This window comes from Streptomyces sp. NBC_01498, assembly GCF_036327775.1.
Classification (GTDB): domain Bacteria; phylum Actinomycetota; class Actinomycetes; order Streptomycetales; family Streptomycetaceae; genus Streptomyces.
Genome location: NZ_CP109598.1, coordinates 2,635,865 through 2,661,708 on the forward strand (window position 1 = coordinate 2,635,865; position 25,844 = coordinate 2,661,708).

The 25,844-nt window shown below is 73.4% G+C and carries 17 protein-coding genes and 1 riboswitch; of the genes, 8 read left to right on the forward strand and 9 right to left on the reverse strand.

Annotation, left to right across the window (positions count from 1 at the left end):
- Window positions 1-256: 256 nt before the first annotated feature.
- The 3 genes from OG875_RS10975 to OG875_RS10985 are packed head-to-tail and all read right to left on the reverse strand — an operon-like array spanning window position 257 to window position 5,369.
- Window positions 257-1,540 carry a vWA domain-containing protein gene (locus tag OG875_RS10975; protein WP_330174044.1) on the reverse strand — a complete coding sequence of 428 codons (1,284 nt, stop codon included), beginning with the start codon at window positions 1,538-1,540 and terminating at the stop codon, window positions 257-259.
- The gene (locus tag OG875_RS10980; protein WP_330174045.1) at window positions 1,537-4,224 is read right to left on the reverse strand and encodes a DUF5682 family protein; all 2,688 of its coding nucleotides are present in this window, start codon (window positions 4,222-4,224) and stop codon (window positions 1,537-1,539) included. The genes OG875_RS10975 and OG875_RS10980 overlap by 4 nt, the downstream gene beginning before the upstream one ends.
- Window positions 4,221-5,369 (reverse strand): ATP-binding protein, encoded by a 1,149-nt coding sequence (locus tag OG875_RS10985; RefSeq protein ID WP_330174046.1) that lies wholly within the window; start codon window positions 5,367-5,369, stop codon window positions 4,221-4,223. The genes OG875_RS10980 and OG875_RS10985 overlap by 4 nt, the downstream gene beginning before the upstream one ends.
- Before the next feature lie 117 nt (window positions 5,370-5,486).
- Between OG875_RS10985 and OG875_RS10990 the strand changes: the two genes are divergently transcribed.
- Entirely contained in the window at window positions 5,487-6,911 is a 1,425-nt protein-coding gene (locus tag OG875_RS10990; RefSeq protein ID WP_330174047.1) for an SWIM zinc finger family protein, read from the forward strand.
- Window positions 6,912-7,225: 314 nt separating this feature from the next.
- Complete coding sequence (locus OG875_RS10995) at window positions 7,226-9,109, forward strand: DUF5691 domain-containing protein (RefSeq protein ID WP_330174048.1); 1,884 nt, start codon at window positions 7,226-7,228, stop codon at window positions 9,107-9,109.
- 281 nt (window positions 9,110-9,390) lie between these two features.
- Here the strand turns inward: OG875_RS10995 and OG875_RS11000 are convergent, their stop codons facing one another.
- Window positions 9,391-9,807 carry a cobalamin B12-binding domain-containing protein gene (locus tag OG875_RS11000; protein ID WP_330174049.1) on the reverse strand — a complete coding sequence of 139 codons (417 nt, stop codon included), beginning with the start codon at window positions 9,805-9,807 and terminating at the stop codon, window positions 9,391-9,393.
- A 230-nt stretch (window positions 9,808-10,037) separates the two neighbouring features.
- Between OG875_RS11000 and OG875_RS11005 the strand changes: the two genes are divergently transcribed.
- Window positions 10,038-10,979, forward strand: coding sequence for a lipase family alpha/beta hydrolase (locus OG875_RS11005; RefSeq protein ID WP_443079098.1), 942 nt, complete (start codon window positions 10,038-10,040; stop codon window positions 10,977-10,979).
- A gap of 306 nt (window positions 10,980-11,285) precedes the next feature.
- On the forward strand, window positions 11,286-12,983 hold the full coding sequence (locus OG875_RS11010) for a peptidoglycan DD-metalloendopeptidase family protein (protein WP_330174050.1): 1,698 nt from the start codon (window positions 11,286-11,288) through the stop codon (window positions 12,981-12,983).
- 156 nt (window positions 12,984-13,139) lie between these two features.
- On the opposite strand, the gene OG875_RS11015 is transcribed toward OG875_RS11010, so the two are convergent.
- Window positions 13,140-15,710 (reverse strand): ATP-dependent DNA helicase, encoded by a 2,571-nt coding sequence (locus tag OG875_RS11015; RefSeq protein WP_330174051.1) that lies wholly within the window; start codon window positions 15,708-15,710, stop codon window positions 13,140-13,142.
- 192 nt (window positions 15,711-15,902) lie between these two features.
- Window positions 15,903-16,064: riboswitch (cyclic di-AMP (ydaO/yuaA leader) on the forward strand.
- Here OG875_RS11015 and OG875_RS11020 point away from each other — a divergent pair.
- The 3 genes from OG875_RS11020 to OG875_RS11030 all read left to right on the forward strand — a co-directional run bounded on the left by OG875_RS11020 (window position 16,063) and on the right by OG875_RS11030 (window position 19,907).
- Window positions 16,063-17,241, forward strand: coding sequence for a C40 family peptidase (locus OG875_RS11020; RefSeq protein WP_330174052.1), 1,179 nt, complete (start codon window positions 16,063-16,065; stop codon window positions 17,239-17,241). (Overlaps the previous riboswitch by 2 nt.)
- Window positions 17,242-18,313: 1,072 nt before the next feature.
- The gene (locus OG875_RS11025) at window positions 18,314-19,378 is read left to right on the forward strand and encodes a C40 family peptidase (protein WP_330174053.1); all 1,065 of its coding nucleotides are present in this window, start codon (window positions 18,314-18,316) and stop codon (window positions 19,376-19,378) included.
- 127 nt (window positions 19,379-19,505) lie between these two features.
- The gene (locus OG875_RS11030; RefSeq protein WP_330174054.1) at window positions 19,506-19,907 is read left to right on the forward strand and encodes a hypothetical protein; all 402 of its coding nucleotides are present in this window, start codon (window positions 19,506-19,508) and stop codon (window positions 19,905-19,907) included.
- An 89-nt stretch (window positions 19,908-19,996) separates the two neighbouring features.
- On the opposite strand, the gene OG875_RS11035 is transcribed toward OG875_RS11030, so the two are convergent.
- Complete coding sequence (locus OG875_RS11035) at window positions 19,997-20,725, reverse strand: response regulator transcription factor (protein ID WP_330174055.1); 729 nt, start codon at window positions 20,723-20,725, stop codon at window positions 19,997-19,999.
- Entirely contained in the window at window positions 20,722-22,257 is a 1,536-nt protein-coding gene (locus OG875_RS11040) for a PspC domain-containing protein (RefSeq protein WP_330174056.1), read from the reverse strand. The genes OG875_RS11035 and OG875_RS11040 overlap by 4 nt, the downstream gene beginning before the upstream one ends.
- 166 nt (window positions 22,258-22,423) lie before the next feature.
- Here OG875_RS11040 and OG875_RS11045 point away from each other — a divergent pair, with 166 nt between their 5' ends.
- Complete coding sequence (locus OG875_RS11045) at window positions 22,424-23,716, forward strand: PspC domain-containing protein (protein ID WP_330174057.1); 1,293 nt, start codon at window positions 22,424-22,426, stop codon at window positions 23,714-23,716.
- Between the two features lie 156 nt (window positions 23,717-23,872).
- On the opposite strand, the gene OG875_RS11050 is transcribed toward OG875_RS11045, so the two are convergent.
- Both OG875_RS11050 and OG875_RS11055 read right to left on the reverse strand, forming a co-directional pair.
- Window positions 23,873-24,391, reverse strand: coding sequence for a DoxX family protein (locus OG875_RS11050; protein ID WP_330174058.1), 519 nt, complete (start codon window positions 24,389-24,391; stop codon window positions 23,873-23,875).
- A 159-nt stretch (window positions 24,392-24,550) separates the two neighbouring features.
- Window positions 24,551-25,816 (reverse strand): hypothetical protein, encoded by a 1,266-nt coding sequence (locus OG875_RS11055; RefSeq protein WP_330174059.1) that lies wholly within the window; start codon window positions 25,814-25,816, stop codon window positions 24,551-24,553.
- Between the last annotated feature and the right edge of the window lie 28 nt (window positions 25,817-25,844).

Sequence of the window (25,844 nt, forward strand, 5' to 3'; positions counted from 1 at the left end):
CCTTGTCTGTCTTCTAAGATTCGCAGTGATCGCGGTTCGTAATCTGCGTGGGCGTGCCGCGATGGGCAACGTGACTGCGTGTGTCACAAGGAGGGCGCAGACGGAGTCCCGGAGCGCGGCATGTCCGTCTCGCAGGTTATCCCCGAGGGCCGTGCACCCCTAAATCGCGGATCACCCCTGAGCGGTGATACCTGTCACAGGCACCGGTCCGCCCGGGTGTCCACTCGCTGATCTGCCCTGCCCGGACAGGTGTGGATCAGGAAGTGACCGTGTCCGGTATCGGAAGCGGTCGCTTCTCGATCGCCGCCGCCATCACCTCCGGGAACAGGTCGGGCGTGCAGGCGAAGGCCGGGGCACCGAGGGCGGCCAGGGACGCCGCGTGGTCGCGGTCGTACGCCGGGGCGCCCTCGTCGGACAGCGCGAGGAGCGCCACGAACCGGGTGCCCGCCGCCTTCATCGCGGCGACCCGCTTCAGCATCTCGTCGCGGATGCCGCCCTCGTAGAGGTCGCTGATCAGGACGACGACGGTGTCGGCGGGCCGGGTGATCTTCGACTGGCAGTAGGAGAGCGCGCGGTTGATGTCCGTGCCGCCGCCGAGCTGGGTGCCGAACAGGACGTCGACGGGGTCGTCCAGTTGGTCCGTGAGGTCGACCACGGCGGTGTCGAAGACGACGAGGCGGGTGGAGATCGAGCGCATCGACGCGAGGACGGCGCCGAACACGGAGGCGTAGACGACGGACGCGGCCATCGACCCGGACTGGTCGACGCAGAGAATGACCTCCTTCTTCACGGACTGCGAGGCGCGGCCGTGTCCGACGAGGCGTTCGGGCACGACCGTGCCGTACTCCGGCAGATAGTGCTTGAGGTTCGCGCGGATCGTGCGGTCCCAGTCGATGTCGCGGTGGCGCGGGCGGTTGATCCGCGCGGAACGGTCGAGTGCGCCGGTGAGCGTCGCGCGAGTGCGGGTGGCGAGCCGCTTCTCGATGTCGGTCACGACCTTCCTCACGACGGCGCGCGCTGTCTCCTTCGTCGTCTCGGGCATGGCCTTGTTGAGCGAGAGGAGGGTGCCGACGAGATGGACGTCCGCCTCGACGGCCTCCAGCATCTCCGGTTCCAGCAGCAGGGCGGAGAGACCGAGGCGCTGGATGGCGTCACGCTGCATGACCTGGACGACGGAGCTGGGGAAGTACGTACGGATGTCGCCGAGCCAGCGGGCGACCGAGGGCGCGGACGCGCCGAGGCCGGCGGAGCGGGGGCCGCCGCTCCTGCGGGAGGTGCCCGGGGCGCCGCCTCCGCCTCCGTACAGCGCCGTCAACGCGCCGTCCATCGCCGCGTCCTGGCCGGTGAGCGTCCGGCCGGTGCCGTCGGCGTCCTCTCCGCCGAGCACCAGCCGCCAGCGCCTCGACCGCTCGTCGGCAGCGCTGTCCCGGCCCGTGTCCGTGGTGCCGTCCCCCGTCGCGTCCCCCGTCACGTCCGTCCTCGTGTCGGGTGTCGCGCGCGTCGTCGGGTCCGTCGTCGGCGTCGTTCCGGCCGTGGTCATCGGGCCACCCCCGCGAGGTCGTTGTCGCTGTTCCGGTGTTCCCGGTCCGCTGCTGTGCCGGTGGTCGCCGGGGTTGTTTCGAGGAGCAGGCGCAGGACCGGGAGGACCGCGTCCGCGCGGGCTTCGTCGACGCCGGTTCCGAAGCCGGGGATTCCGGCGGTGGCGGGTCCGGGCCGCGCGCCGTCGCCCGCCGGGCCGCGCCGGACCAACTCGCCCAGGGTGCGGCGTACTCCGGGCTCGTACGCGGAGAACGTACGGCGCAGGAGCGGCAGCACGCCGGTGAACGAACTGTCCGGCACCCCGGTCAGCCACGTGTCCACGAGCGCGAGCAGCCGCTCGTCGTGGACCAGGAGCAGTCCGCCGCCGGAGGCTCCGCCGAGAAACCCCTCGATCCAGGCGGCGGCGTCGGCCGGCGGGGTGCCGGGTGACAGGGCGAGGCCCATGAGGCGGGCCGCCTCGTCCTCGGGAAGGCGCCCGTCGTCCAGGAGCAGCCGGGCGGACCTGCCCCGGACGACGCCCGGCACCGTGTCGCGGGCGGCCAGTGCGCGCAGGACGGCGCCCCAGCGTCCGGCCAGGTCCCCGGCCGGGCGGCCGGGGGTGTCGGGGAGCAGGCCGATCGCGGTGTGGACGTTGTCGAGATGGCCCCGCATCTCGGCCGCGCCGTCCGCGTCGAGGGCGGCACAGGCGGGCGGCAGGGCGACGCAGATCCGTTCGGCGAGCCCGGCGGCGACCTCACCGAGCGCGGCCGTGTCGGTGGACCGTACGTCTCCGTAGCGCAGCGATCGGGCGAGGGCGGGCAGGGCCTGGGCGAGGTGGGCGACGTCGGCGTCCAGCGCGGCACGGTCGGCGAGCGCCTTCATCACGACGGGCAGGGCGTCGGTCAGTTCGGCGAGGAGGCACTGCTCGGCCAGGGACGTGACCTCGGAGAGCGCGGTCGCGGAGAGCGCTCGGGACTCGGCCTTGGCGGTGGCGGCGGAGAGGACCGTGGTACCCCAGACCCCGGCCTCGGCGACCCGTACGTACAGCTCCGGCTCCCAGCGCAGCCGCCAGCTCTCCCGGAACGTGCCGGTGCTGCCCCGGCCGGCGGCCGGCTCGCCCCAGCCGATGCCGAGCAGCCGCAGCCGGTGCAGCATTCTGCTGCGGCCGGTGTCGGTCTCCTTACGGAGGTCGAGGTCCAGTTCGCGTTCCTGTGCTTCCGGTTTCAGCCGCAGGGAGCGCTGGAGGCGGGTCAGATCACGTTGCAGGGGCACTACCGGGGCGGAGTCGGGGACCTCGCCCAGGACGTCACCGACGACGAGCCGGTCCCTGATCAGTGCCAGCGGCACGTCGGAGCCGTCGCACATGACGGCCCGGATCGCGTCGGTGGTCTCGGTGAGCCCGGCGAGCGGCCGGCCGCGCAGGGTGGCCAGGGTCTCCGCGAGGCGGACGGCCTCGATGACATGGGCGGAGGAGACGGGCCGGTCCTCCTCACGGAGGAGACCCGCGACCTTGGTCATCCAGCGCGCCACGGGGCGGTCGGGTGCGCCGAAGAGGTGCCCGTACCAGCCCGGGGAGTCGATCCCGGCGCCGTATCCGCTGTGCCGGGCCAGCCGCTGGTGCGTCCACGGCACCCAGGTCAGCTCACACTTGGTTTTGGGCAGTCCCTTGAGGAGGGCGCGGTCGGCGGTGGCGGTGGTCCGGGCGCCCAGTGCGGGGACATGCCAGGCGCCGCAGACGACGGCGACCCGGTCGTCCCCGAACTCCTTCCGGGCAGAACGGAGTTGGAGTCGCATGTATGCCTCGCGGACCAGGTCGCGGCGGTGTCCGCCGTCGCCGTACTCCTCGCGGAGGGCTCCCATGGCCTCGCCGACGGCGGCGAACGGCGCGAACGGGTCGTCGCCGGCGCCGCCCCGGTGCTCCACGACGTCCTCCCACCACCGCTCGGCGTCGTCGTACCCGGCGGCCTCGGCGAGGACGGCCAGCGGATCGATCCGCAGGGCACGGGCCGATCGGTCGTGGGCACGGGCACCGTCGGGGGTCCCCTCGTCCGCTTCGGGGACCCCGGCCTCGTCGTCCCGCCGGTCGTCGGGGAAGGCCAGCGAGTGCGTCGCGGGGAGGTCGATGAAGCGGACCGGGACGTCGTGCGCGAGGGACCAGCGGATCGCGACCCACTCCGGGGAGAACTCGGCCAGCGGCCAGAACGCCGCGTGCCCCGGGTCGTCCACGGCGTGGGCGAGCAGCGCCACGGGTGGACGCATCGCGGGGTCGGCCGCGAGGGGCACCAGCGCGTCGCCCTCGGGCGGGCCTTCGATCAGGACGGCCGACGGGGACGCCGCGTCGAGCGCCGCCCGTACGGCACGGGCGGAGCCGGGCCCGTGGTGCCGGACACCGAGCAGCAGCGGACCGCCTGCGGCCGGCCACGCCGGGCCGGCGCCGGGCGTGGGGGTGGCGTCGGTCACCTGGCCACCGACGGGCGCGGGAGTCGCGCCGGCCGTCGGGTCGGCATGACCGGTCGTGTGGGTCGGGTCGGCAAGACCGGTCGTGTGGGTCGCGTCGGCCGTCGGGTCGGCAAGACCGAGCGTGGGGGTCACGCCGGTGACCTGGCCACCGACGGGCGCGGGAGTCGAGCCGGCCGTCGGGGCGGCGTGACCGGTCGTGGCGGTCGCGCCGGGCCGCGCGTCCGGGTGCCGGACGGGGAGCGTCATACGCCGGCCTCCCGGCAGGCGCGGTAGAAGTCCTTCCAGCCGTCACGCTCGCGCACGACCGTTTCCACGTACTCCTGCCAGATCACCCGGTCGGCGGCCGGGTCGCGGACGACGGCGCCGAGAATCCCGGACGCGACGTCGCCGGGGCGCAGCACTCCGTCGCCGAAGTGCGCGGCGAGGGCGAGGCCGTTGGTGACGACGGAGATCGCCTCGGCGGTGGAGAGTGTCCCGGAGGGGGACTTGAGCTTCGTACGGCCGTCGGCCGTGACGCCGTCGCGCAGTTCGCGGAAGACCGTGACGACCCGGCGGATCTCGGCGATGCCTTCGAGGCCGCCCGGCAGGTCGAGGGAGCGCCCGATCTGGTCGACGCGCCGCGAGACGATCTCGACCTCCGCCTCCGCGCTGGCGGGCAGGGGCAGCACGACGGTGTTGAACCGGCGCCGCAGCGCGCTCGACAGGTCGTTGATCCCCCGGTCGCGGTCGTTGGCGGTGGCGATCACGTTGAACCCGCGGACGGCCTGGACCTCCTGCCCCAGCTCGGGGATCGGCAGGGTCTTCTCGGACAGGATCGTGATGAGCGAGTCCTGTACGTCGGCGGGGATACGGGTCAGCTCCTCGACCCGGGCGGTCATGCCCTCCGCCATCGCCCGCATCACGGGTCCGGCCACGAGCGCGTCACGGCTCGGGCCGTGGGCGAGCAGCCGCGCGTAGTCCCACCCGTATCTGATGGCTTCCTCGGGTGTGCCCGCCGTGCCCTGCACCAGCAGCGTCGAGTCGCCGCTGACGGCGGCGGCCAGATGCTCCGACACCCAGGTCTTGGCGGTGCCCGGGACGCCGAGGAGCAGCAGGGCCCGGTCGGTGGCGAGGGTGGTGACGGCGACCTCGACGATCCGGCGCGGGCCCACGTACTTGGGGGTGACGACCGTGCCGTCGGGGAGTGTGCCGCCGAGGAGATAGGTGGCGACCGCCCAGGGCGACAGCCGCCAGCGGGGCGGCCGGGGCCGGTCGTCGGCGGCGGCGAGCGCGGCCAGTTCGTCGGCGAAGGCGTCCTCGGCGTGCGGTCGCAGGACCTCGGCACCGGCGCCCCCGACCGGCCCCGTGCTCGTGCTCGTCGCGCTCACCGCACTCGTCTCGGGCATGGTCATGGATCCCCCTCCAGATCGTTCGACCGGGTCGGGGACCACCGTGCACCATGGCACTGACAATCGGCCGTTTCCGCAGGTCGGAGCTGATTGTCAGTGGGGGCGCCTACCGTCGTGGGCATGGATGAAGCGGGGGTGCGCTGGACGGCGGAGCAGGTGCTGGCCCTGGCGCCGGACGATGCGTCGCGCAAGGCGGGGGCCCGGCTGAGCGCGGCCGGGCCGTGGTCCGGGGCGGGGAGCAGCGCGGAGGGGGCCGTGTGGGGGTTGTGCAAGGGCAGCGGCAAGACGCCGTATCGGACGGTGATCGACACGAACGGTCCGGCGTACAGATGCGATTGCCCGAGCCGGAAGTTCCCGTGCAAGCACGCGCTGGGGCTGCTGCTGCTCTGGGCGGGCGAGGGGACCTCCGCCGTGCGGACGGTCGCGGATGTCGCGGACGGCGCGGCGCCCGACTGGGCGGAGGAGTGGCTGGCGGAGCGCCGGAAGCGCGGGGCGGAGCGGGAGGCGAAGGCGGGGGACGCGGCCGGTGGGGCGGCCGGGCAGGCCGATCCGGAGGCGGCCAGGCGGCGGGCGGAGCGCAGGGCGGCCAGGATCACGGAGGGGGTGCTGGAGCTAGAGCGCCGGCTGGCGGATCTGCTGCGCGGCGGGCTCGCGGGCGCCGAGCAGTCGGGGTACGGGACCTGGGAGGAGACAGCGGCGCGCATGGTGGACGCGCAGGCGCCCGGACTGGCCGCGCGGGTGCGGGAGTTGGGGGCGATACCGGGCTCGGGGGCGGGCTGGCCGGTGCGGCTGCTCGAAGAGTCGGCGATGGTGCGTCTGCTGGGCCGGGGCTGGCTGGGGCTCGACCGGCTGCCCGCGCCCCTGGCGACGACCGTTCGTACGCGCGTGGGTCTTCCGTCCTCCGCCGAGGGGCCGCCGGTGAGGGACCGGTGGCTGGTGCTCGCGCAGTACGACACGTATGACGGCAAGATCACCACGCGCCGGATCTGGCTGTACGGGCGGGCGTCGGGGCGTACAGCGCTGGTAATGGGGTTCGGCGCGGCGGGCCGTTCGCCGCAGCGGGCGCTGCCGGTGGGCCGGGTGATCGAGGCGGAGCTGACGCCGCACGCGGGGGCGGGGCAGTTGCGTGCCGATCTGGGCGAGGCGGTGGTCGGCGCGGAGCCCGCTGCGGGTGCCGCGAAGCCGGACGGGGGGCCGCCACCGGGCGGGACGGCCAGGGCGGCGGTGGAGGCGTACGGCTCGGCGCTGTGCGACGACCCATGGCTGGAGTCCTGGCCGGTGACCTTGACCGACGTCATACCGGTGCCGGTCCCGGGCGCCCCCGGCGACCGGGGAGGCGCCGGGGGCGGCTGGCAACTGGCCGACGCCGAAGGGGAGTCGGCGCTCCCGATCGCGCCCGCCGCGCTCACCCGGCCGGGGCTGTGGCGGCTCGTGGCGGTGTCCGGCGGCGACCCCGTCACGGTCTTCGGCGAGTGCGGGCACCGGGGGTTCACCCCGCTCTCCGTCTGGTCGGCGCACTCCCCGGAGACGGTCCAGCTGACATGAGCGGGGCGGCCCGGCCGCCCGGCCCTCGTCCGTACGTACGGCGTGTCCTTATGTACGGCCGGGACCACCCGTGCGGCGGCTTCCGCCTCACGCCGCCGTCCGCGCGTACGGCGGGCCGCTCGGCAGAACGGCAGGGCGTGCGCTCACCACGCCTGGCGGATCGTCGTCGCCGACAGCCCGGCCGTGCGGGCCGCCGGGAGCGTGCGAGGCGGGGCCGCCGCGCGGGGTCGGACACGGCCCACCTGTTCAGCCGTCCTTCCTCACACCCTGTCCGTCCGTCTGTCCTCTCCATCTCATAGGTACGGAGGCACCCGATGACCGGCACCACTCTCCCCGGCGGTCTCCCCGGCGGCGCGAGCACCGGGAGCGCGGCCTGGGAAGAACTCGTCACCTCGGCCCTGCTCGGCACCGACCGCCGCCCGCCCCCGGCGGACGTCATGGCACCGGGACGGGACGCGCCCGCCGCGCTGCTGGACGCCGCCGCCGTGCACACCCTGCGGCGGCGTGCGGGGCTGCTCCCCGCGCGCGCCGCCGCCCGGCCGGACCCCGCGCCGTCCGACGACCGGCGTGAACTGCCCGAGCCCGCGGGCCGGCGCCTGACCCAGTTGCTGGCCGACCGCTCGGCCCCCGCCGGTACGGGAGGCCGGCGCGGTACGGCACCCGATCTCACCGAGCTGCTCCCCCAGTGGCTCACCGCCGCCAACGACCACGGCTACCGCGCGCCCGCCGCCGCGCTGCCGGCGCTCCTCGACGCGGCGCGGGGGCGCAACGATCTGCGTCCGCACGCCCTTGCGTTCGCCGGGCCGCGCGGACTGTGGCTCGCGCGCTTCAACCCGGACTGGAAGTTCGCGCTGCGCGGCGCCTCGGGCGGAGCCGTCCTGCCGGGTGTCCAGGACACCGAAGCGGTACGGCAGTTGTGGGAGGAGGGGCTGTTCGCCGAGCGGGTCGCGCTGCTGGCGGCCGTCCGCGCGCGGGACGCGGGCGCGGCGCGGGCGCTGCTCGCCACGACCTGGTCGACGGAGCGGGCCGAGGACCGGCTGATGTTCCTCGACTCGCTGCGCGCCGGGCTGTCCGCCCCGGACGAGCCGTTCCTGGAGGACGCGCTCTCCGACCGCAGCCGCAACGTCCGTGCGACGGCCGCCGAGTTGCTGTCCGCGCTGCCGGACTCGGCGCTCGCCGCGCGGATGGCGGCGCGGGCGGCGACGTGCGTGAGCCTGGACCTCGGCGGCGGCCCGGCGGGTCCGACCGTCGTGGTCGAGGCGCCGCACGAGTGCGACGCGGCGATGCAGCGCGACGGGGTGAGCCCGACCCCGCCCAGCGGGCGGGGTGAACGGTCATGGTGGCTCGGCCAGTTGGTGGAGGCGACCCCGCTGTCGGTCTGGTCCGGCCGGCTCGGGGACCGTACGCCCGAGGAGATCGTGGCCCTGCCCGTCCTTGACGACTGGACGGACGAACTGCACGCGGCCTGGTGCCGCGCCGCCGTACGCCAGCGCGACGCCCACTGGGCGCGCGCCCTGCTGGGCCCGCCCGCCACGCCCCCGGCCACCGGACCGGGCGCGTCGTCCCTCGCCGAGCGGGCGAAGCTGCTCGCCACTCTGCCTCCGACCGAACGGGCGGACTGGGTCGCCGGGTTCATCGCCGCACACGGACTCTCGGAGGCGTTCCAGCTCCTCGGGGTCTGCGCGGTGCCGTGGTCCCGGCCGCTGGGCCGGGCGGTGGTCGACGCGCTCGACATCGCGCGGGACGGCGGGAGTTACCCGTGGAGCTTCAGCGGGGTGATGGGGCTGGCCGAGCGGTGCCTCGACCCCTCGGAGGCGTCCCAGCTGGACAGTCTCACCGCCACCCCGGACGAATCGGAGGGCGCGTCGCCGGGGGCGGGGGGCTACTGGTCGGAGGCGTTCCAGCGGCTGGTCTCCACGCTGCGGCTGCGCGCCGCGATGACGGCGGAACTGACGGGCCTCACCGAGGCCCCGCCGGACGGAGGTCCACACGGCGGGCCCGCATCCGCAGGCGGCCCGGCCGGTCTGCTGCCACCACCGACAGCGGACCCGCAAGTGGCAGCGGAGGAGCGGCTGTTCGTCGGCGACGCGCAGCGTCCGGCCGGGCCGCACCCGGGCCCCACCACCCCCACCGGGCCGGCCGGACCCACCGGACCGCCCGGACCGCCCGATCGCCTCGATGACCGGGCGGGGACATGACCGGGCGCCGTGACGGAACCGGCGTACCGGCCAGGCGCGTGACCGGGCCCCGCGACGGAACCGGCCTACCGGCCAGGCGCGTAACTGGTCGCCGCGACGGAACGCGCTCACCAACCCGGCGCGTGACCGGGCCCCGCGACGGAACCGGCGTACCGGCCAGGCGCGTGACCGGGCGCCGCGAGGAATCCGGCGTGCCGGGCCCGGCGGGTGAGCCGGTCCCCCGCGACAGGACGTCGTGGCGCACCGGCAACGCCGGCGTCGCGCGCGATACCGACGGGCGGTTACGGGCTGCCCGCGGGCTGACGTACGTTCGCGTTCACCCAGTCCACGATCGAGGTGGTCGTCGCGCCCGGCGTGAAGATCTCCGCGACGCCCTTCTCCTTCAGCGGGGGGATGTCGGCGTCCGGGATGATCCCGCCGCCGAAGACCTTGATGTCCAGCGCGTCGTGCTCCGCCAGCAGGTCGATGACCTTGGCGAAGAGGGTGTTGTGCGCGCCGGACAGGATCGACAGACCGATCGCGTCGGCGTCCTCCTGGATGGCCGTGTCGACGATCTGCTCGGGCGTCTGGTGCAGACCGGTGTAGATGACCTCCATACCGGCGTCCCGCAACGCGCGCGCGATGACCTTGGCCCCGCGATCGTGGCCGTCGAGACCCGGTTTGGCCACCACCACACGGATCGGACCGGTCACACCCATCACTGCCTCCACATACCGACTTCGTCGTCATTGGCACGGGTCCCCGTACCGGCGAGGGACGGAGAGGTGAACGAACGTTATCTCCAGCATCTCGTACCCGGCTGTTTCGCGGTGGCCGGGGAGGGGGAAATCACACACAGGGACATGTTCACTCTGCGTCGTGCCGGCCCCACCCGGCACGGGAGCCGCAAGGGAAGTCCGCTTCCCGCGCGGTGTAGGGAGGTAGGTCAATGAAGATCCCGCCTTTCGCCGAGTTCTTCTCGCCCTTTCCGTCGGTCCTCCCGTCGGTCTTTCCGTCCGTGGTGAGGCGTCCGGCGCCCTGGGAGCTGCCGGTCACGCTCCTGCGGGCCTCGTTCCTGGAGATGGCGATCCTCGCCGGTCACCTGGTCCTCTATCCGGGTGGAATCGCCCGGGAGCGCCCTGCCCCCGCGCTGCCCCCGGAAGCCACGGCGCTGCCCACCGAGGGCCGCTCCCGCCCGCCGGTCCTGCTGCTGCACGGCTTCGTGGACAACCGGTCCGTCTTCGTCCTGCTGCGCCGCTCGCTGGCCCGGCACGGCTGGCGGCATCTGGAATCGCTGAATTTCTCCCCCCTGACCAGCGACATCCGGCTCGCGGCGGAGGTGCTGGGGCAGCACATCGAGGAGGTCTGCGAGCGGACAGGTCACCGGCAGGTCGACATCGTCGGCCACAGTCTGGGCGGCCTGATCGCCCGGTACTACGTACAGCGACAGGGCGGTGACACGCGGGTGCGCACCCTGATCACCATGGGCACGCCACATGCGGGCACGGCCGCGATCCCGCTCGCCAGCGCACACCCCGTCGTGCGGCAGATGCGGCCCGGTTCGGACCTGATCGAGGAGCTGAGGGAGCCGGCGCCGGACTGCCGGACCCGGTTCGTGAGCTTCTGGAGCGATCTCGACCAGGTCATGTCCCCCGTGGAGGCGGCCCGCGTCGACCACCCGGACCTGGTCGCGCAGAACGTGGGCGTGACCGGTATCGGCCATCTGGCGCTGCCGGTCCATCCGGCCCTCGCGGCGGGCATCCGGTACGTCCTGGAGCACGAGGGCACGGAGAAGCTCACGGACGCGGAGCTGGCCGAGGCCGCCGCATGGGCGGAAAACGGTGCGGAAGGCACGGGAGGTCAGGCCGGCGGCGCGATATCGGTGGCATGACGGCCGGGCGCCGACTCAAACCGCCGCGCCGAAATAAGTTGTGCTCCCGCTCGATTCGATGTCGGTTCGACACCTCATCGACATCCAATAAATCGAACGAATATCGAACGTAGGGCCAAAGGTGTGCCCGCAGTTCGCCGAAAGGCGGCCGAATGCCCGTTTCCCAAAGCCCTGGGAGCCGCGGAAGATTGTCGCCGCCGCATACCGCCGGGTACAGTCGCGGCCACGCTTTCCCTTCCGGTTCCCGCTGTTCGTCGAGGCGGCTCCGGGAACCCTGGTCCTGCTGCCGAGGCGAGAGAGAAGTTGGTGAACGACCAGCACCCCCACGCCGGATACGCCGCCCACGACGGCCAATCCAATGGCAGCTTCGACAGTGACCCGCTCTTCGGCGCGCTTCCGGGCACGAGCCCGGTGGGCACGGTCACGTACGAGGCGGACCACAGCGGTCAGTTCGAGTCGGCGCAGTGGAGCGCCGGCGGCGCGGGTTACGACCCCTACGCGCCGGGCGCTCCCCAGGTTCCGTACCCGGCGTACGAGGCGTACGACGCGTATCCGGGAGAGGCCCAGCAGCCCCAGCAGTCGTACGACGCGAGCGGGCAGTGGGACGCGAACGGCTGGAACGAGGCCGACCAGGCGGCGAGTTACGGGTACGACGCGACCGCGCCGACCACCCCGCCCGACCAGTGGGCGGCGGCGCCCGTGGCCGACAGCGGCACCTACGACGCCACCGCGTGGAACGCGGGCGGCCAGGCGGCCCAGCCGGACGTACCGTTCCAGGCCGGACCCCCGTACTACGGTGACGGCGCGGCGTACGACTCCTACGAGGCACCGGCCTTCGATCCGACGGCCTTCGACCCCGCAGCCGCCGTCGACCCCACGGCATTCGACCCCCACGCCTTCGACCCGGCCGTGCCTGAACCGGCCGCGTACGAGCCCGAGGCCGATCTCCGGCACGACAACGCGTACGAGCAGTCGTCGCACGACCAGTCCTCGTACGACCAGCCCGACTACGCGCAGCCTGATTACACACAGGGCGCCCCGTACGCGAGCGAGCACGAGTACGACACACCCGGTCCGGAGCCTGAACAGGTGTCGGAATCGGAGTTCGATCTCGATCCGGACAACTCCGCGTACGCGTACTCCGACCGCTCGGGTCACTCCGGTCACTCCGACGAGGACCAACTCCTCGCGTCCGCCGCCACGGTCACCGCCGCGACGATCGCCCCCCGCCCCGTACGCCGGGCCGCCGGAGGCAACCGCAGCAGGCGCCGCAGCACTCCCGCGAAGCGTTCGGCGCTGCTCACCGTCGCCGTGCCGTCCGCCTGTGTGATGGGTGTCGCCGGTATCGCCGCCGCCTCGGTCGGCGGCCTCGGCGCCGCCGAAGAGGCGAAGGACGAGACGACCACGCTGACCGCCGCCGACGCGACCGCGATCAAGCCCGTCGCGGTGAACAACAAGCTCGACACCCAGCTCGCCGCTCTCGACGCCGACGCGCGTGACTTCGGGGACCGCGCCAGCCGCACCCAGGAGCGCATCGACCTGAAGGAGCGTCAGGCGGCGGAGAAGAAGAAGCGCGAGGAGCTGGCCGCGGCCCGCGAGGCCGCCCGCCCCAAGTTCGCGCTCCCCGTCGCGATGCACGGCCTCAGCGCCTACTACGGCCAGGCCGGCGTCAACTGGATGTCCATGCACACCGGCATCGACTTCCCCGTCTCGTACGGCACACCGGTCATGGCGGCGACCGACGGCACCGTCCGTACCCAGTGGAACAGCGCCTACGGCAACATGGCGATCGTGACCGCCGCCGACGGCACGGAGACCTGGTACTGCCACCTCAGCAGTACGAAGATCCGCTCCGGCCCGGTCAAGGCCGGTGACGAGATCGCGTACTCCGGGAACTCGGGCAACTCCACCGGCCCGCACCTGCACTTCGAGGTACGGCCGGCCGGCGGCTCGGCGATCGACCCGCTGTCCTGGTTCCGCAGCCACGGTCTCGACCCGACGTAACCGGCCCGGCCCGGACCGTACCCCCGGCGCCAGAACCCCCGGCAGCGAAAGCAACAGCAACGAAGGCAACGACAACGAAGCGGCGGGCCCTCCCCGGGCCCGCCGTTTCCGTGTGTCCTTCCGGCAGTTACGGCTTCTCGCCGACCACGACGGTGGCTACAGCTTGTCGACCGGCGCGTACCGCAGCAGCAGCCGCTTCGGCTTGGAGTCGCCGAAGTCGATCGTCGCCTGCGCGTCGGCGCCCGACCCCGTCACCGTGACGACCGTCCCGAGCCCGAACTGGTCATGGGTCACCCGGTCCCCCACCGCGAGCGAGATGACCGGCTTCTCGGTGGCGCGCCGGGTGGCGAAGCCCGCCGGGCCCGACCGCGAACGGGACGCGGACAGCGACGAGGTGATCCCCGACGTGGGCCCGGCCGGGGCGGCCGACGGACCCGTTCGCTTCCACTCCAGGTGCTCGCCCGGAATCTCCTCCAGGAAACGCGACGGCGGGTTGTACGACGGCTGGCCCCACGCGCTGCGCATCGAGGACCGGGTGAGGTAGAGCCGTTCACGGGCGCGCGTGATGCCGACGTACGCCAGCCGGCGCTCCTCCTCCAGCTCCTTCGGCTGGCCGAGCGCGCGCATGTGCGGGAAGACGCCGTCCTCCATGCCGGTCAGGAAGACGACCGGGAACTCCAGGCCCTTCGCCGTGTGCAGCGTCATCAGGGTGATGACGCCGGAGCCTTCCTCGTCCTCGTCGGGGATCTGGTCGGAGTCGGCGACGAGCGCGACGCGCTCCAGGAACGCCGCGAGGGTGCCGGAGGGCGCGGCGCCGGGGCCTTCGGTCCCGGCCGCACCGCCCCCGTCACCGCCCCCGTCGCCGTCCGCGTCGCCGTCCGCGTCGCCCGCGTCCCCCGGCCCGTCACCGTCCGCCGCCGCCCCCGCGGCCTGGGCCGTCTCCTGCTCGAACTCCAGCGCCACGGCGGCCAGTTCCTGCAAGTTCTCGATCCGCGTCTCGTCCTGCGGGTCGGTCGACGCCTGCAACTCCGCCAGATACCCCGTCCGTTCCAGCACGGCCTCCAGAACCGTCGCCGGGCCGGCGCCGGACTCGACGACCGTACGCAGCTCCTCCAGCAGCGTGTTGAAGCGCTTCACCGCGTTCGACGAGCGGGCCGCCATGCCGTACGCCTCGTCCACCCGGCGCAGCGCCTGCCCGAAGGAGATCCGCTCGCGCGCCGCGAGTGCGTCGATCATCGCCTCGGCACGGTCACCGATCCCGCGCTTGGGCACATTCAGGATGCGGCGCAGCGGGACACTGTCCTCCGGGTTGGCGAGCACCCGCAGATAGGCCAGCACATCGCGGACCTCCTTGCGCTCGTAGAACCGCACCCCGCCGACGACCTTGTAGGGCAGGCCGACGCGGATGAAGATCTCCTCGAAGACACGCGACTGCGCGTTCGTCCGGTAGAAGACCGCGACATCGCCCGCCTTGGCCTTGGACGCGTCCGTGAGCCGGTCGATCTCGTCGGCGACGAACTGGGCCTCGTCGTGCTCGGTGTCCGCCACGTAACCGGTGATGCGGGCGCCCGCTCCGGCGTTCGTCCAGAGATTCTTCGGGCGGCGGCTCTCGTTGCGCTCGATGACCGCGTTGGCCGCGCCGAGGATCGTCTGTGTGGAGCGGTAGTTCTGCTCCAGCAGGATCGTGGTGGCGTTCGGGTAGTCCTCCTCGAACTGGAGGATGTTGCGGATCGTGGCGCCCCGGAACGCGTAGATGGACTGGTCGGCGTCGCCGACGACGCACAGCTCGGCCGGGTCCTGCCCCTCGCCGGAGGGGCCGACCAGCTCGCGGACCAGGGTGTACTGCGCGTGGTTGGTGTCCTGGTACTCGTCCACCAGGACATGGCGGAAGCGGCGGCGGTAGTGCTCGGCGACGTCCGGGAACGCCTGGAGCAGATGGACCGTCGTCATGATGATGTCGTCGAAGTCCAGGGCGTTGGCCTCGCGCAGCCGTCCCTGGTACATCCGGTACGCCTCGGCCAGCGTCTTCTCGAACGGGTCCGTGGCCCGGCCGGCGAAGGTCTCCTCGTCGATCAGCTCGTTCTTGAGGTTCGAGACCTTGGCGCTGAACGACTTCGGGGGGTGCCGCTTGGGGTCGAGGTCCAGATCGCGGCAGACCAGGGCCATGAGCCGCTTGGAATCCGCCGCGTCGTAGATCGAGAACGAGGACGTGAAGCCCAGCCGCTTCGACTCGCGGCGCAGGATGCGTACGCAGGCGCTGTGGAACGTCATCACCCACATGGCCGCCGCGCGCGGTCCGACGAGCTGCTCGACGCGCTCCTTCATCTCACCGGCGGCCTTGTTGGTGAAGGTGATCGCCAGTATTTCGCCGGGGTGTACGCGACGGGTCCCCAGCAGATGCGCGATCCGGTGGGTCAGTACGCGAGTCTTGCCGGAGCCCGCGCCCGCCACGATGAGCAGCGGCGATCCCGTGTGCACCACGGCGGCCCGCTGCTCGTCATTGAGCCCTTCGAGCAGCGCCGCCGGGTCCACGACCGTGCGGGGGGCGCCGTCACGGTGGTATGCGTCCCGGGGCGGGGGCACGTCGAACTTCCCTCCGAAGAGATCGTCGGGCACCTGCTCCGGAGCGGTGCCCCCGGGCTCGGCGTCCTCGGGTGGCGGCGGTGGCTCCTCCTCGGCCGAGGTCTGGAGGTCCGCCAGGAAGCTGTCGTCAAAGAGGCTGCTCATCGCTTCCTGAGTCTAGAGTGCCGCACCGACAGTGGTCCGCCACATGGCCTCGCGGGGGTGCGGACGGAGGTTTATGCGAAAGGTCACGAAAACGTATCGGGCATATCGGCCATCAACCTTCACAGCCGCACCACATATTGGCTAGCGTGCCTGCCGAGGCGGTTCGTACTCCACCGGCGATCAGCGCCAAGCGGACCGTCCGCGCCGAATCCGGGCTTCCACGACGGGAGTTCGGAACCGGGGACCCACATGTTCCACCGGGGTGAATCGGGCCGTGTTCCCCGGCCCGTAGGGCAGCCTTCCGTTCCGCCCGAACCCGACAGCTAACCCGGTAGGCGGTCCACGGAAGGAGATGCCGGCCTTGGCGTCGCATCGCAAATCGCGCACTCGCACCGGAGTGCGCGCGAACACCCCTGCCGTCGGTTTCACGACGGCGGCGCTCGCCTCGGTCACGCTGCTCTCGTCGCAGAGCGCCACCGCCGCGCCCACCGAGCCGAATCCCTCGGTGGAGGAGGTACAGAAGAAGGTCGACGACCTGTACCGGCAGGCCGGTACGGCGACCCAGCAGTACAACAAGGCGAAGGAAGAGACCGACACCCAGCGCGAGTCGGTGGACCGGGCCCTGGACCAGGTGGCCCGGAGCGCCGACAAGGTGAACGAGGCCCGGCGCGACCTCGGTACGTATGCGGCGGCGCAGTACCGCGCGGGAGCGGTGGGTCCCACCGCCGCCCTGATGTTCGCCGACAGCCCGGAGTCGTACTTCGAGCAGACGCATCTGATGGACCGGATGACCGACCGCCAGCAGCAGGCCGTCGAGGACTTCCAGAAGGAGCAGCGGTCGGCGGCCGAGCAGCGCGCAGACGCGACGAAGAGCCTGGAGACGCTGACGGAGTCGCAGGCCACGCTGAAGGCGGGCAAGCAGCGGGTCCAGAACAAGCTCGCGGCGGCCCGGTCGCTGCTGGCGGAGCTGACGGCCGAGGAGAAGGCGCGGCTCGCGGAGCTGGAGCGCGAGAAGGAGCAGGAGGCGCGCCGCCAGGCCGAGGCGAAGGCCGAGAAGGAGGCGGAGCGCAGGCGCCAGGAGGCGGCCCGGCAGGAGCAGCCGCCCGCGACGGGCGGCGGTACGGGCACCGGCGCGGGAACGGGCTCGGGTGCGGGTGCGGGCGTCTCGGACGGTACGTACGCGGCCAAGGCCCAGAAGGTGCTCGCCTTCGCCCGTGCCCAGATCGGCAAGCCGTACGTGTGGGGCGCCACCGGCCCCAGCTCGTACGACTGCTCGGGGCTGACGGCGGCCGCCTGGAGGGAGGCGGGTGTGCAGCTTCCCCGTACGACGTGGGACCAGGTGGAGGTGGGCCAGCGCGTCGCCACCGAGGACCTGCTCCCCGGTGACCTCATCTTCTTCTACGACGACATCAGCCACGTCGGTATCTACAAGGGCGACGGCATGATGATCCACGCGCCGAAGCCCGGGGCGAACGTACGTGAGGAGTCGATCTACTACATGCCGATCTACGGCGGGGTACGCCCGGCCTGACCGACCCGACGGCTCGGGCGGCTCGGGCGGCTCCGGCAGCCAGCTCGGGCAGCTCGGGCCGGTGAGCGGTGGCGGGCCACCGCCGATCGTACCGGCGGGCGCCGACGCACGACGGCGGGTCCGTCCCGTCCTGGCGGGCGCACCCGGCAGCGATCAGAGCCCGGCCATCGGGGTGAGGGCGGCGACACCCGGTCTGACCGGCGCGACGGTCCCGGGCCGCTCCGGCCGATGACCAGCGGCAGGCCACCGCTGGTCACAACGACGGGTACCGGCGCATAACGCCGGGCCCGGCCCCGTGTCCCAGGGCCGGGCCGGGCCGTCGGGAGCGACGGCGGCGACACCCGGTCCGGACAACGCCCCGCGGCACACGGTCCTCGGTCCTCGGTCCTAAGAGGAGGCCCTCCGGCATCGGAGGGCACGAAGGCGAGCCGGCCGATCGGCATCCACGCCGCCCGCGCGGTGATGCCCGCAGCGGATCGGTGGCAATCACGCCGTCGGGCGCCCGACCGCCCGATACCGGCCCGCCCCCGTACGAACCGTCACGGGGCCGCCAGGCGCCGCCCCCGTGACGGTCCTCGCCGGGCCCTGCGCCCCCGACGACACACCCCCGGCCGGAAACGGACCCGGCCCAGCAGCGGTCCGGCATCGGTCCGGCATCGGGCTGCGCTCGGGCGGCCGAGCCCGCAGAGCCGTGACGGCGGTGGCCGATCGTCCCGTCCCGCCCTCGCCCCCCAAGGGACCGGGAACGGGCCCGCTCGGCGTTCACCCCGCGTGGTCATGCGAAAAACTACGCGGGCCCACCGACAGCCGGGCGGTCCGGGTTCCCGCTCCCGTACCGCCGTGGGCCGTCCGGTGTCCCGCATCAGCGGAGCGATCAACTCCCGTCGCGAATCGGCGAATTCACCGCCGTACGTGATCACGATCCGCCGCTGAACCACCGGCTCCGGGCAATAGCGGGCATGGACACGCGCTTCCACGAGCGGGCCGCCTAGCGTCCTCGACGGACGACCGGAACGCAAAGCCCCGGCCCAAGCCCCAAGCCCCAAGCCCCAAGAAGGATGTGGACGCCCTCGTGGCAGCGCACCGCCGACCCCGATCGAAGCACCGGCCGTTCAGCGGCCCCTACGGACGTACGGCGGCCACCCTCGCCCTCGCGGGTGCCGCGACGGCCGCCGGGCTAGAAGCGCCCGCTCCCGCGCACGCCGAACCCCGGCTCACCTCGGCGCAGGTGAGGGCGCAGGTCGACAAGCTCCACCACGAGGCGGAGATCGCCACCGAGAAGTACAACGGCGCGAAGGAGCGGGCCGCCGACGCGAGCGCGGCCCTGGACCGGCTGCGGGACCGGGCGGCGCGGCGGACGGAGCAGGTCAACGCCTCGCGCAACGCCCTCGGGGCGATCGCCACCGCTCAGTACCGCGCCGGTGGCCTCGACCCCGCCGTACAGCTCGCCCTCAGTTCCGACCCCGACCAGTACCTGCGGGGGGCGGCGCTCGCCGAACGGGCCGGGTTCCAGCAGGCGAAGGCCCTCACCAGGATGCGCGCGCAACTCGGGGAACTCGGCCTCTTACGTAAGAAGGCCGACGCGAAACTCGACGAACTGAAAAGCCGTCAGGCCGACCTGGCCACGCACAAGTCGACCGTCCGGAACAAGCTCGCCGACGCCGAGAGGCTGCTCGACCGGCTCACCGCCGCCGAACGCGCCGAGTACGCGCGCAGCGTCGGACCGGCCGAGCCGCGCGCCGATCGCGCGCGGAGCGGCGCCGTCGTGAGGGCCGTGGCCGCGCCCGGTCCCCGCGCCGCCGCCGCCGTCGCCTACGCGCGCGCGGCACTCGGCAAGCCGTACGTGTGGGGAGCCACCGGGCCGAACGCGTTCGACTGCTCCGGGCTGACGCAGGCCGCCTGGCGTGCCGCCGGAGTCGCCCTGCCCCGCACCACGTACACCCAGATCAACGCGGGCCGGCGGGTCTCCCGCTCCCAGCTCGCCCCCGGTGACCTGGTGTTCTTCTACTCGGGCATCTCGCACGTCGGGCTCTATGTCGGCGGCGGGCAGATGATCCACGCGCCCCGGCCCGGCACGGGCGTCCGGCTGGCCCCCATCGACCAGATGCCCTTCGCGGGCGCCAGCCGCCCCGCGTAGCCCACGTGCAGCCCCCGCAGGACGTGACGCCACGTCTGCCGGGCCCGCCACGCCCGCGAGCCCCGGAGCCGCCCACCCGGCCCATGCCCGGATGCCCCGCCGGCCGCCCCGCAGGACGATGAACGTCATGAGACACCGGCGGGTCCGCGCGACCGTCCGCCAGCTGCGTGCCCCCGCCGCCCTCACCCTCGGCGCGGGGCTGCTCCTCGCGCCCTCCGGTGTCACCCCGGAGGGCTGCGGCGATCTCACCGGCGGCCGGCTGTGCGTCGAGGGCCCGGTGGGCGGTACGGGGACGTTCACGACCCGGTACATACGGCACGGCGCCGGTCCCGAGACCGCCCTCCGGTTGGGCTACCAGCGCGCGGACGCGCGGATCACCGCCTTCCCCGGCTGGTTCGGCACCCTCCGTACGGAGGACGCGCCGGCCGCGCTGACGGGCACGCTGGACACGGCGCCCGGTGAATGCGTACGCGGCCTGCTGGGCCAGGGCGACCGGGAGTACGTCACCGAGTGGCTGTGCCCGGACTGACCGACCCCGGCCGGCTCCTGGGACGGCCTCCCGAGGAGACCCGCCGCTGGGGACGGCCGCCTCCTACAGAAGGTCGCACCGGCAGAAGGTCACACCAGTCGGCGCGCCGTCGCCCACCGGGTCAGCTCGTGCCGGTTGGAGAGCTGGAGCTTGCGCAGCACCGCCGAGACGTGCGACTCGACCGTCTTCACCGAGATGAACAGCTGCTTGGCGATCTCCTTGTACGCGTAACCCCGCGCGATCAGCCTCAGGACCTCGCGCTCGCGCTGGGTGAGGCGGTCCATGTCCTCGTCCACGGGCGGCGCGTCCGTCGACGCGAACGCGTCGAGCACGAAGCCGGCGAGACGCGGTGAGAAGACCGCGTCGCCGTCCTGGACGCGGAAGATCGAGTCCACCAGGTCCGCGCCGGTGATCGTCTTGGTGACATAGCCGCGCGCACCGCCGCGGATCACGCCGATGACGTCCTCCGCCGCGTCGGACACCGACAGCGCCAGGAAGCGCACCGGGTTCTCGGCCGCCGCCATGAACGGGGCGCAGCGGCGCAGGACCTCCACCCCGCCGCCGCCGGGCAGGTGCACGTCGAGCAGGACGACCTCGGGACGGGTCGCCGTGATGACCGTGACGGCCTGGTCGACGTCGGCGGCCTCGCCGACGACCTCCACGCCCGTGGTCGCGGTCTGCCCGATCTCGGCCTGCACGCCGGTCCGGAACATCCGGTGGTCGTCGACGAGGACCACCCGTACGCGCCTGCTCTCCGCCCCTCCGGTGCCGCTGTCGCCCTCGCCGCTGGTGCCCGTCGTCCCGCCGATACCGCTCATGCCTCCGCCGCCCTCTCCATCTCAAGCTCCACTTCCGTGCCCCCGTCGGGAGCCGAACGCACTCTCGCCGTACCGCCGTTGCGTTCCATCCGCCCGAAGATGGACTCGCGTACGCCCATCCGGTCGCCGGGCACCGCGTCCAGGTCGAACCCGGGTCCCCGGTCGCGTACGGACACGAAGACCGTACGGCCCTCGACCTCCGCGTACACCTGTACGGCCCCGCCCTCGCCACCGTACTTGGCGGCGTTGACCATCGCCTCGCGCGCGGCCTGCGCGAGTGCGGTCAGTCCGTCGTCGAGCGGGCAGTCGCCGACGACCACGACCTCGATCGGTACGCCGTGGTGGTCCTCCACCTCGGCGGCGGTCGCCTTCACGGCCTCGGCGAGGGTGTCGGGCCCGGTCGCCTCGTCCTTGCCGGTGCCCTGCGGTTTGTAGAGCCAGGCGCGCAGTTCCCGTTCCTGGGCGCGGGCCAGGCGCCGGACCTCGCCGCCGTCGTCGGCGTTGCGCTGGATCAGGGTGAGGGTGTGCAGCACGGAGTCGTGGACGTGCGCGGCGACCTCGGCGCGTTCCTGGGCGCGGATGCGCATCAGGCGCTCGTCGGACAGGTCCTGGGTCATGCGGACGAGCCAGGGTCCGGCGAGGAGCGCGACCCCGGCGACGACGGCGATGGCGGCCGTGAGGACGTTGCCGAGCTGGGCCGCCGAGCCCCGTACGACCATGAAGACGGTCAGTCCGAGGCCGACGAGGGCGACTCCGGCGAGTCCGCGCGCCAGCTGGAAGACCCGGCGGCGCCTGCTGTCCGTGGAGAGGGAGGCCCACTGGGCGCGGCGCGCGTTGTCGGCCTGCCGCCAGACCAGGACGACGCCCGCGCCGATGAGCAGCGTCGGCCAGATGTAGCGGCCGGTGTCGGCCCGGCCGAAGTCGGCGCTGCCGACGAAGACCGTTCCGACGGCGAACAGCGCGACGAGGGCGAAGGTCTGGCCCCGGTCGGGTGTGCGCAGCCTGCGCCGCCCGTCGTCGGTGACCTCGAAAAGAGGGCGTGACTCGGCGGGCGTACCGCCGACGCCGAGCGGGACGACGATCCAGAAGATGGCGTACAGCAGGACGCCGAGCCCCTGGGCGAGGAACAGCACCAGGAAGACGAGGCGCACCCAGCCGACGGGCAGTCCCAGATGGCCGGCGAGACCGCGCGCGACGCCGCCGAGGAGTCTGCCGTCGGCGCTGCGGTAGAGCTTGCGCAGGGGCGGCTCGTCGGCTCCGGGGGCCGTTCCCGCCGGGCGGCTGCGGCTGCGGGACGCGCTCGCCGTACCCGTACCCGCCCCCGGTCCGCCTCCCCGTCCCGTGCCCGCGCCCGGCCCCGTTCCCGGCCCCGTTCCCGTGCCTGCGGACGACCCGGACGCCGACGACGCCCCGGACGCGGACGGCTCGGACGACAGGGACGACGACGCGGACGCGAACGAGGACGAGGACGAGGACGAAGCGGACGATGACGAGGGCAGAGGCTGCGGGGGCTGGGGGCTGGCGGGCGGCATGCCACCGATGGTCACACGCGCGGGCGCGCCCCGGCATCAGGGCCCTGCCCTGAGAGCGGCCCCGAGAACGACCCTGACACGCCCCGCCCGCCCGCCGCCCGATATCAGGGACCGGCCAGGGTCGGGGCGGCTGGAGACGGGGCGGGCGGGCGGTCACCATGTACGTATGACTCCGTCCGCCCCGCACACCTCGACCCGGCCGCCTCAGCCGCGGCCCCCGCAGCTGGTGCGCGCGCCCCGGCAGAAGGTCGTCGCGGGTGTCTGCGGCGGGCTGGGGCGGTACTGCGACCTCGACCCGGTCATCTTCCGGATCGTCATCGTCGTACTCACGCTGACCGGTGGCATAGGTCTGATCTTCTACGGCTTCGCCTGGCTGCTGGTCCCGGTCGACGGCGAGTACGAGAACGAGCTGCGCCGTCTCCTGTCGGGCCGCGTCGACGGCGCCTCACTGATAGCCGTCCTGCTCGCCCTCGTGGGCTGTGGCCTGTTCCTGTCGACCCTCAACAACGGCGGCACGCTCGGTTTCGCCACGATGCTGTCGATCGCCGCGATCGGCGCCGGCGTCTGGTCGCAGCGCCGCCGCGCCACGATCGAGGAGGGCGGCCCGCTCGACCCGGGGACGGCGGCGGCCGTGGCGGAGGCTCCCCCGGAGACGAAGGCGCCGCCGGCGCCCGGCGGCCCGTCGTGGTGGCGCGACCCGATCGTCAAGGACGGCACGACGGGCCCGGTGCCGGCGTCCGGCTATCTGTGGGGTCCCGACGACGAGGACACCGGGGCGCGGCGCCGGGGCGCGGGGGCCCGCAGGGGGGCCTCCTGCGGGCGGCACGGCCCGCGCGGGATCGGCGGCACGGTCTTCCTGCTGGCCGTGCTGGCGGGCGGCCTCGGGCTGCGGCTGTCGTGGGACGACCAGCCGCTCGGTACGAGCCTCCAGATCGGACTGGCCGCCGCGCTGGGCGTGTTCGGCCTCGGTCTCGCCGTGAGCGCCTTCCTGGGCCGCACCGGCTTCGGCACGCTCTTCTTCGCGGTCCTCACCGCCGGTCTGCTCGCCGCGTCGGCGGCCGTACCGAAGGACATCGGCACGGACTGGGTGCGCACGACCTGGCGCCCGGCGGCCGTGGCCTCGGTGTCGCCCTCGTACGAACTGGGCACCGGCGTCGGCACCCTCGACCTGGCCGCCGTCGAGGTTCCGGCCGGACGGACGCTCCGTACGAGCGCCGAGGTCGGCGCCGGAAAGCTCAAGGTCGTCGTACCGCGCGACGTCACCCTGAGGGTGCGGGTGGCGACGGGGCTGGCGGACATCCGGCTCCCCGGCGAGGCGCCGAACGACATCGACCTCTCACCGGGGCGGGAACGGACGCGTACGGTGGCGCCGCCGAAGGGTGTGACGCCCGGGGGCACACTGGACCTGCGACTCGACGTCGGTGTCGGACAGGTGGAGGTGGCCCGTGCTGCGGCATGAGTTCAGGCCGGGCAAGCTGGTGGCCGGCCTCGTGGTGACGGGCGCGGCCACCGTCTTCGCGGGTGACGCCGGAGGCTGGTGGGACACCCCGTGGTTCGTGATGATCCCGATCATCTGTGGGGGGCTCTCCCTGGCCTCCGCCGTGTCGATGGCGGACTACCGCATGCGGCGCCGCCGGTTGGCCAGGGCCGCGTCGAGGGAGAACACCGGCGCTCCGGCGAGCACCAGCGGCAGCCACGCCATGAGGTAGGCCAGGTCGTTGCCGTAGTAGTACGGGTCCGACTGCCAGCTCATCGTCAGCCACAGGCTCAGTGAGATCAGCGCGCCGCCGAACGCGGCGAGCCGGCCCAGCAGTCCGAAGAGGGTGCCGAGGCCGACGGCCACCTCGCCGAGGGAGATGGCGTAGCCGAAGCCCTCGGGGTTCTTGAGGGACAGGTCGACCAGCGCGGGTATCGCGGAGCTGCCGCGGACGCTGCGCATCAGCTCGCCGATCGAGCCGGGCCCGTCGGCCGCGAGGAAGCCGCTGTCGGTGAGTTTGTCGAGCCCCGCGTAGATGAAGGTGGCGCCGAGGAAGATCCTCAGGGGGAGGAGGGCGTACTTGGCCGCCGTCTCCTTCCAGCCCCGGGGCTCACCACCGACCGTTCCGTAGCTGTCCGTCCGGTATCCGTGCGTCATCGCACGCCCTGCCTTTCCGCCGCCCACGTCGCTCGCAGGGCTCGATTGTGCCCGCGTGCCTCGTACATGCATACGGAGGGGACGGACATTCCGCTCAGCGGTCCGGAAGGGGCGGATTCCCGACCCGGTCCGGCCGCGCCCGGCGGGCGGGACCGGGGCTCAGTCCTGGACGTCGATCGGCACCCGGTTGGTCTCGACCCCGGCCGCCGTCACCACCTGCACGTCGAGCCGCCCCGGCTCCACGTCCACCGGCACGGGAACGGTGAGCACGGTGTCCGACGGGTTCTGGAAACCGCCGGGGACCGGTACGAGCGGGACATGGATGTGGACGGGCCCGATCCGTACGACCATGCCGGCCAGCCGGTCCGGGGTGCCCGCGCCCGGCGGCACGAAGCCGGTCCCCCGGATCTCGATGTCGTCGCCGGTCCGGATCGGCGCGTCCAGGTCCCCGGCCTCCCGGGCCCGCACGACGGACAGCACGACGGGCGGACCGCCCTCGGCCCACTTCGCGGCGAAGTACGTCGCGGCCGAGACCAGCACCAGCAGGGCGAGGGCCCACGGCAGATCGGGCAGCTGCTCGGGGCGGCGGGCCAGCCGTACGCCCGAGAAGAGCACGGCGACGGCCGTCACCAGCGTGTACTGGACGTCGGCGAAGCTGCCGCGCCCGCCGTCGTCGCAGAGCAGGTCGGCGAGACGGGGGCGCGCCGCCCGCACCTTCTGGAGGCGTCGGTCACCCACCCGTACCCCCACCAGGCGGCGTACGACGACGGCGATCGCGCACACCACGGCCAGCACGGTCAGCATGCCCGCGCCACGCGCGATTTCGAGTCCGGCGATCAGCTCGTCGCGCGACTCGTGGTCGGACGCCCCCGCCAGCTGGAGCGCCAGCACCAGGACGGCGAAGACGAACAGCAGCACCCAGGCGGAGGCGACCGTACGGGAGGTGGACAGCCGGTTGTCCTCGCCGATGAGCGGGGCGAGGAGACCGCCGCGCGCACGGTGCAGGGTGGCGGCGGCGCTGAGCAGTCCGGCCACGACGAGGGCGGAGACCAGGCCCGCCGTACGGGCGACGCTCCAGCCCGCGCCGATGGCGGTGGCCGCCTGCACCAGCGCCAGCGCGGCGACGGCGCCCCACACGACGAGCAGCGTGTGCCGCCGGACGGCGTGCAGCCAGGCGTCGCCCGCCTCACGGCTCCGGTCGGCGACGGCGCGCGCGGACTGGGTGAGTTCGTCGGACACCCACTGCCGGGACGCGCCCGGCGAGTGCGCGAGCGCGGCGGGCAGTCCCTGCCCGGCGGCGAACTCCTCCCGTTTCGCGAGGAAGGCCGCGACAGCCCGCCGATGTCCCGCCAGGGCCCCGTACGGGCAGTCCCCGCAGGTACAGCCCCCGCCGTGCGTGCTCTTCCCCGCCACTTGCACCGCCACGCCGAATACCGCCTTCCCCGCCCCGCAC

Excerpts from the sequence above, each read along its gene's own strand:
- OG875_RS10980 (WP_330174045.1), bottom strand. The coding sequence starts at position 4,224 with ATGACGCTCCCCGTCCGGCACCCGGACGCGCGGCCCGGCGCGACCGCC.
- OG875_RS10990 (WP_330174047.1), top strand. The coding sequence starts at position 5,487 with ATGGATGAAGCGGGGGTGCGCTGGACGGCGGAGCAGGTGCTGGCCCTG.
- OG875_RS11050 (WP_330174058.1), bottom strand. The coding sequence starts at position 24,391 with ATGACGCACGGATACCGGACGGACAGCTACGGAACGGTCGGTGGTGAG.
- OG875_RS10975 (WP_330174044.1), bottom strand. The coding sequence starts at position 1,540 with ATGACCACGGCCGGAACGACGCCGACGACGGACCCGACGACGCGCGCG.
- OG875_RS11005 (WP_443079098.1), top strand. The coding sequence starts at position 10,038 with ATGAAGATCCCGCCTTTCGCCGAGTTCTTCTCGCCCTTTCCGTCGGTC.
- OG875_RS11000 (WP_330174049.1), bottom strand. The coding sequence starts at position 9,807 with ATGGGTGTGACCGGTCCGATCCGTGTGGTGGTGGCCAAACCGGGTCTC.
- OG875_RS11040 (WP_330174056.1), bottom strand. The coding sequence starts at position 22,257 with ATGCCGCCCGCCAGCCCCCAGCCCCCGCAGCCTCTGCCCTCGTCATCG.
- OG875_RS11020 (WP_330174052.1), top strand. The coding sequence starts at position 16,063 with ATGCCGGCCTTGGCGTCGCATCGCAAATCGCGCACTCGCACCGGAGTG.
- OG875_RS11045 (WP_330174057.1), top strand. The coding sequence starts at position 22,424 with ATGACTCCGTCCGCCCCGCACACCTCGACCCGGCCGCCTCAGCCGCGG.
- OG875_RS11015 (WP_330174051.1), bottom strand. The coding sequence starts at position 15,710 with ATGAGCAGCCTCTTTGACGACAGCTTCCTGGCGGACCTCCAGACCTCG.
- OG875_RS10995 (WP_330174048.1), top strand. The coding sequence starts at position 7,226 with ATGACCGGCACCACTCTCCCCGGCGGTCTCCCCGGCGGCGCGAGCACC.
- OG875_RS11035 (WP_330174055.1), bottom strand. The coding sequence starts at position 20,725 with ATGAGCGGTATCGGCGGGACGACGGGCACCAGCGGCGAGGGCGACAGC.
- OG875_RS10985 (WP_330174046.1), bottom strand. The coding sequence starts at position 5,369 with ATGACCATGCCCGAGACGAGTGCGGTGAGCGCGACGAGCACGAGCACG.
- OG875_RS11030 (WP_330174054.1), top strand. The coding sequence starts at position 19,506 with ATGAGACACCGGCGGGTCCGCGCGACCGTCCGCCAGCTGCGTGCCCCC.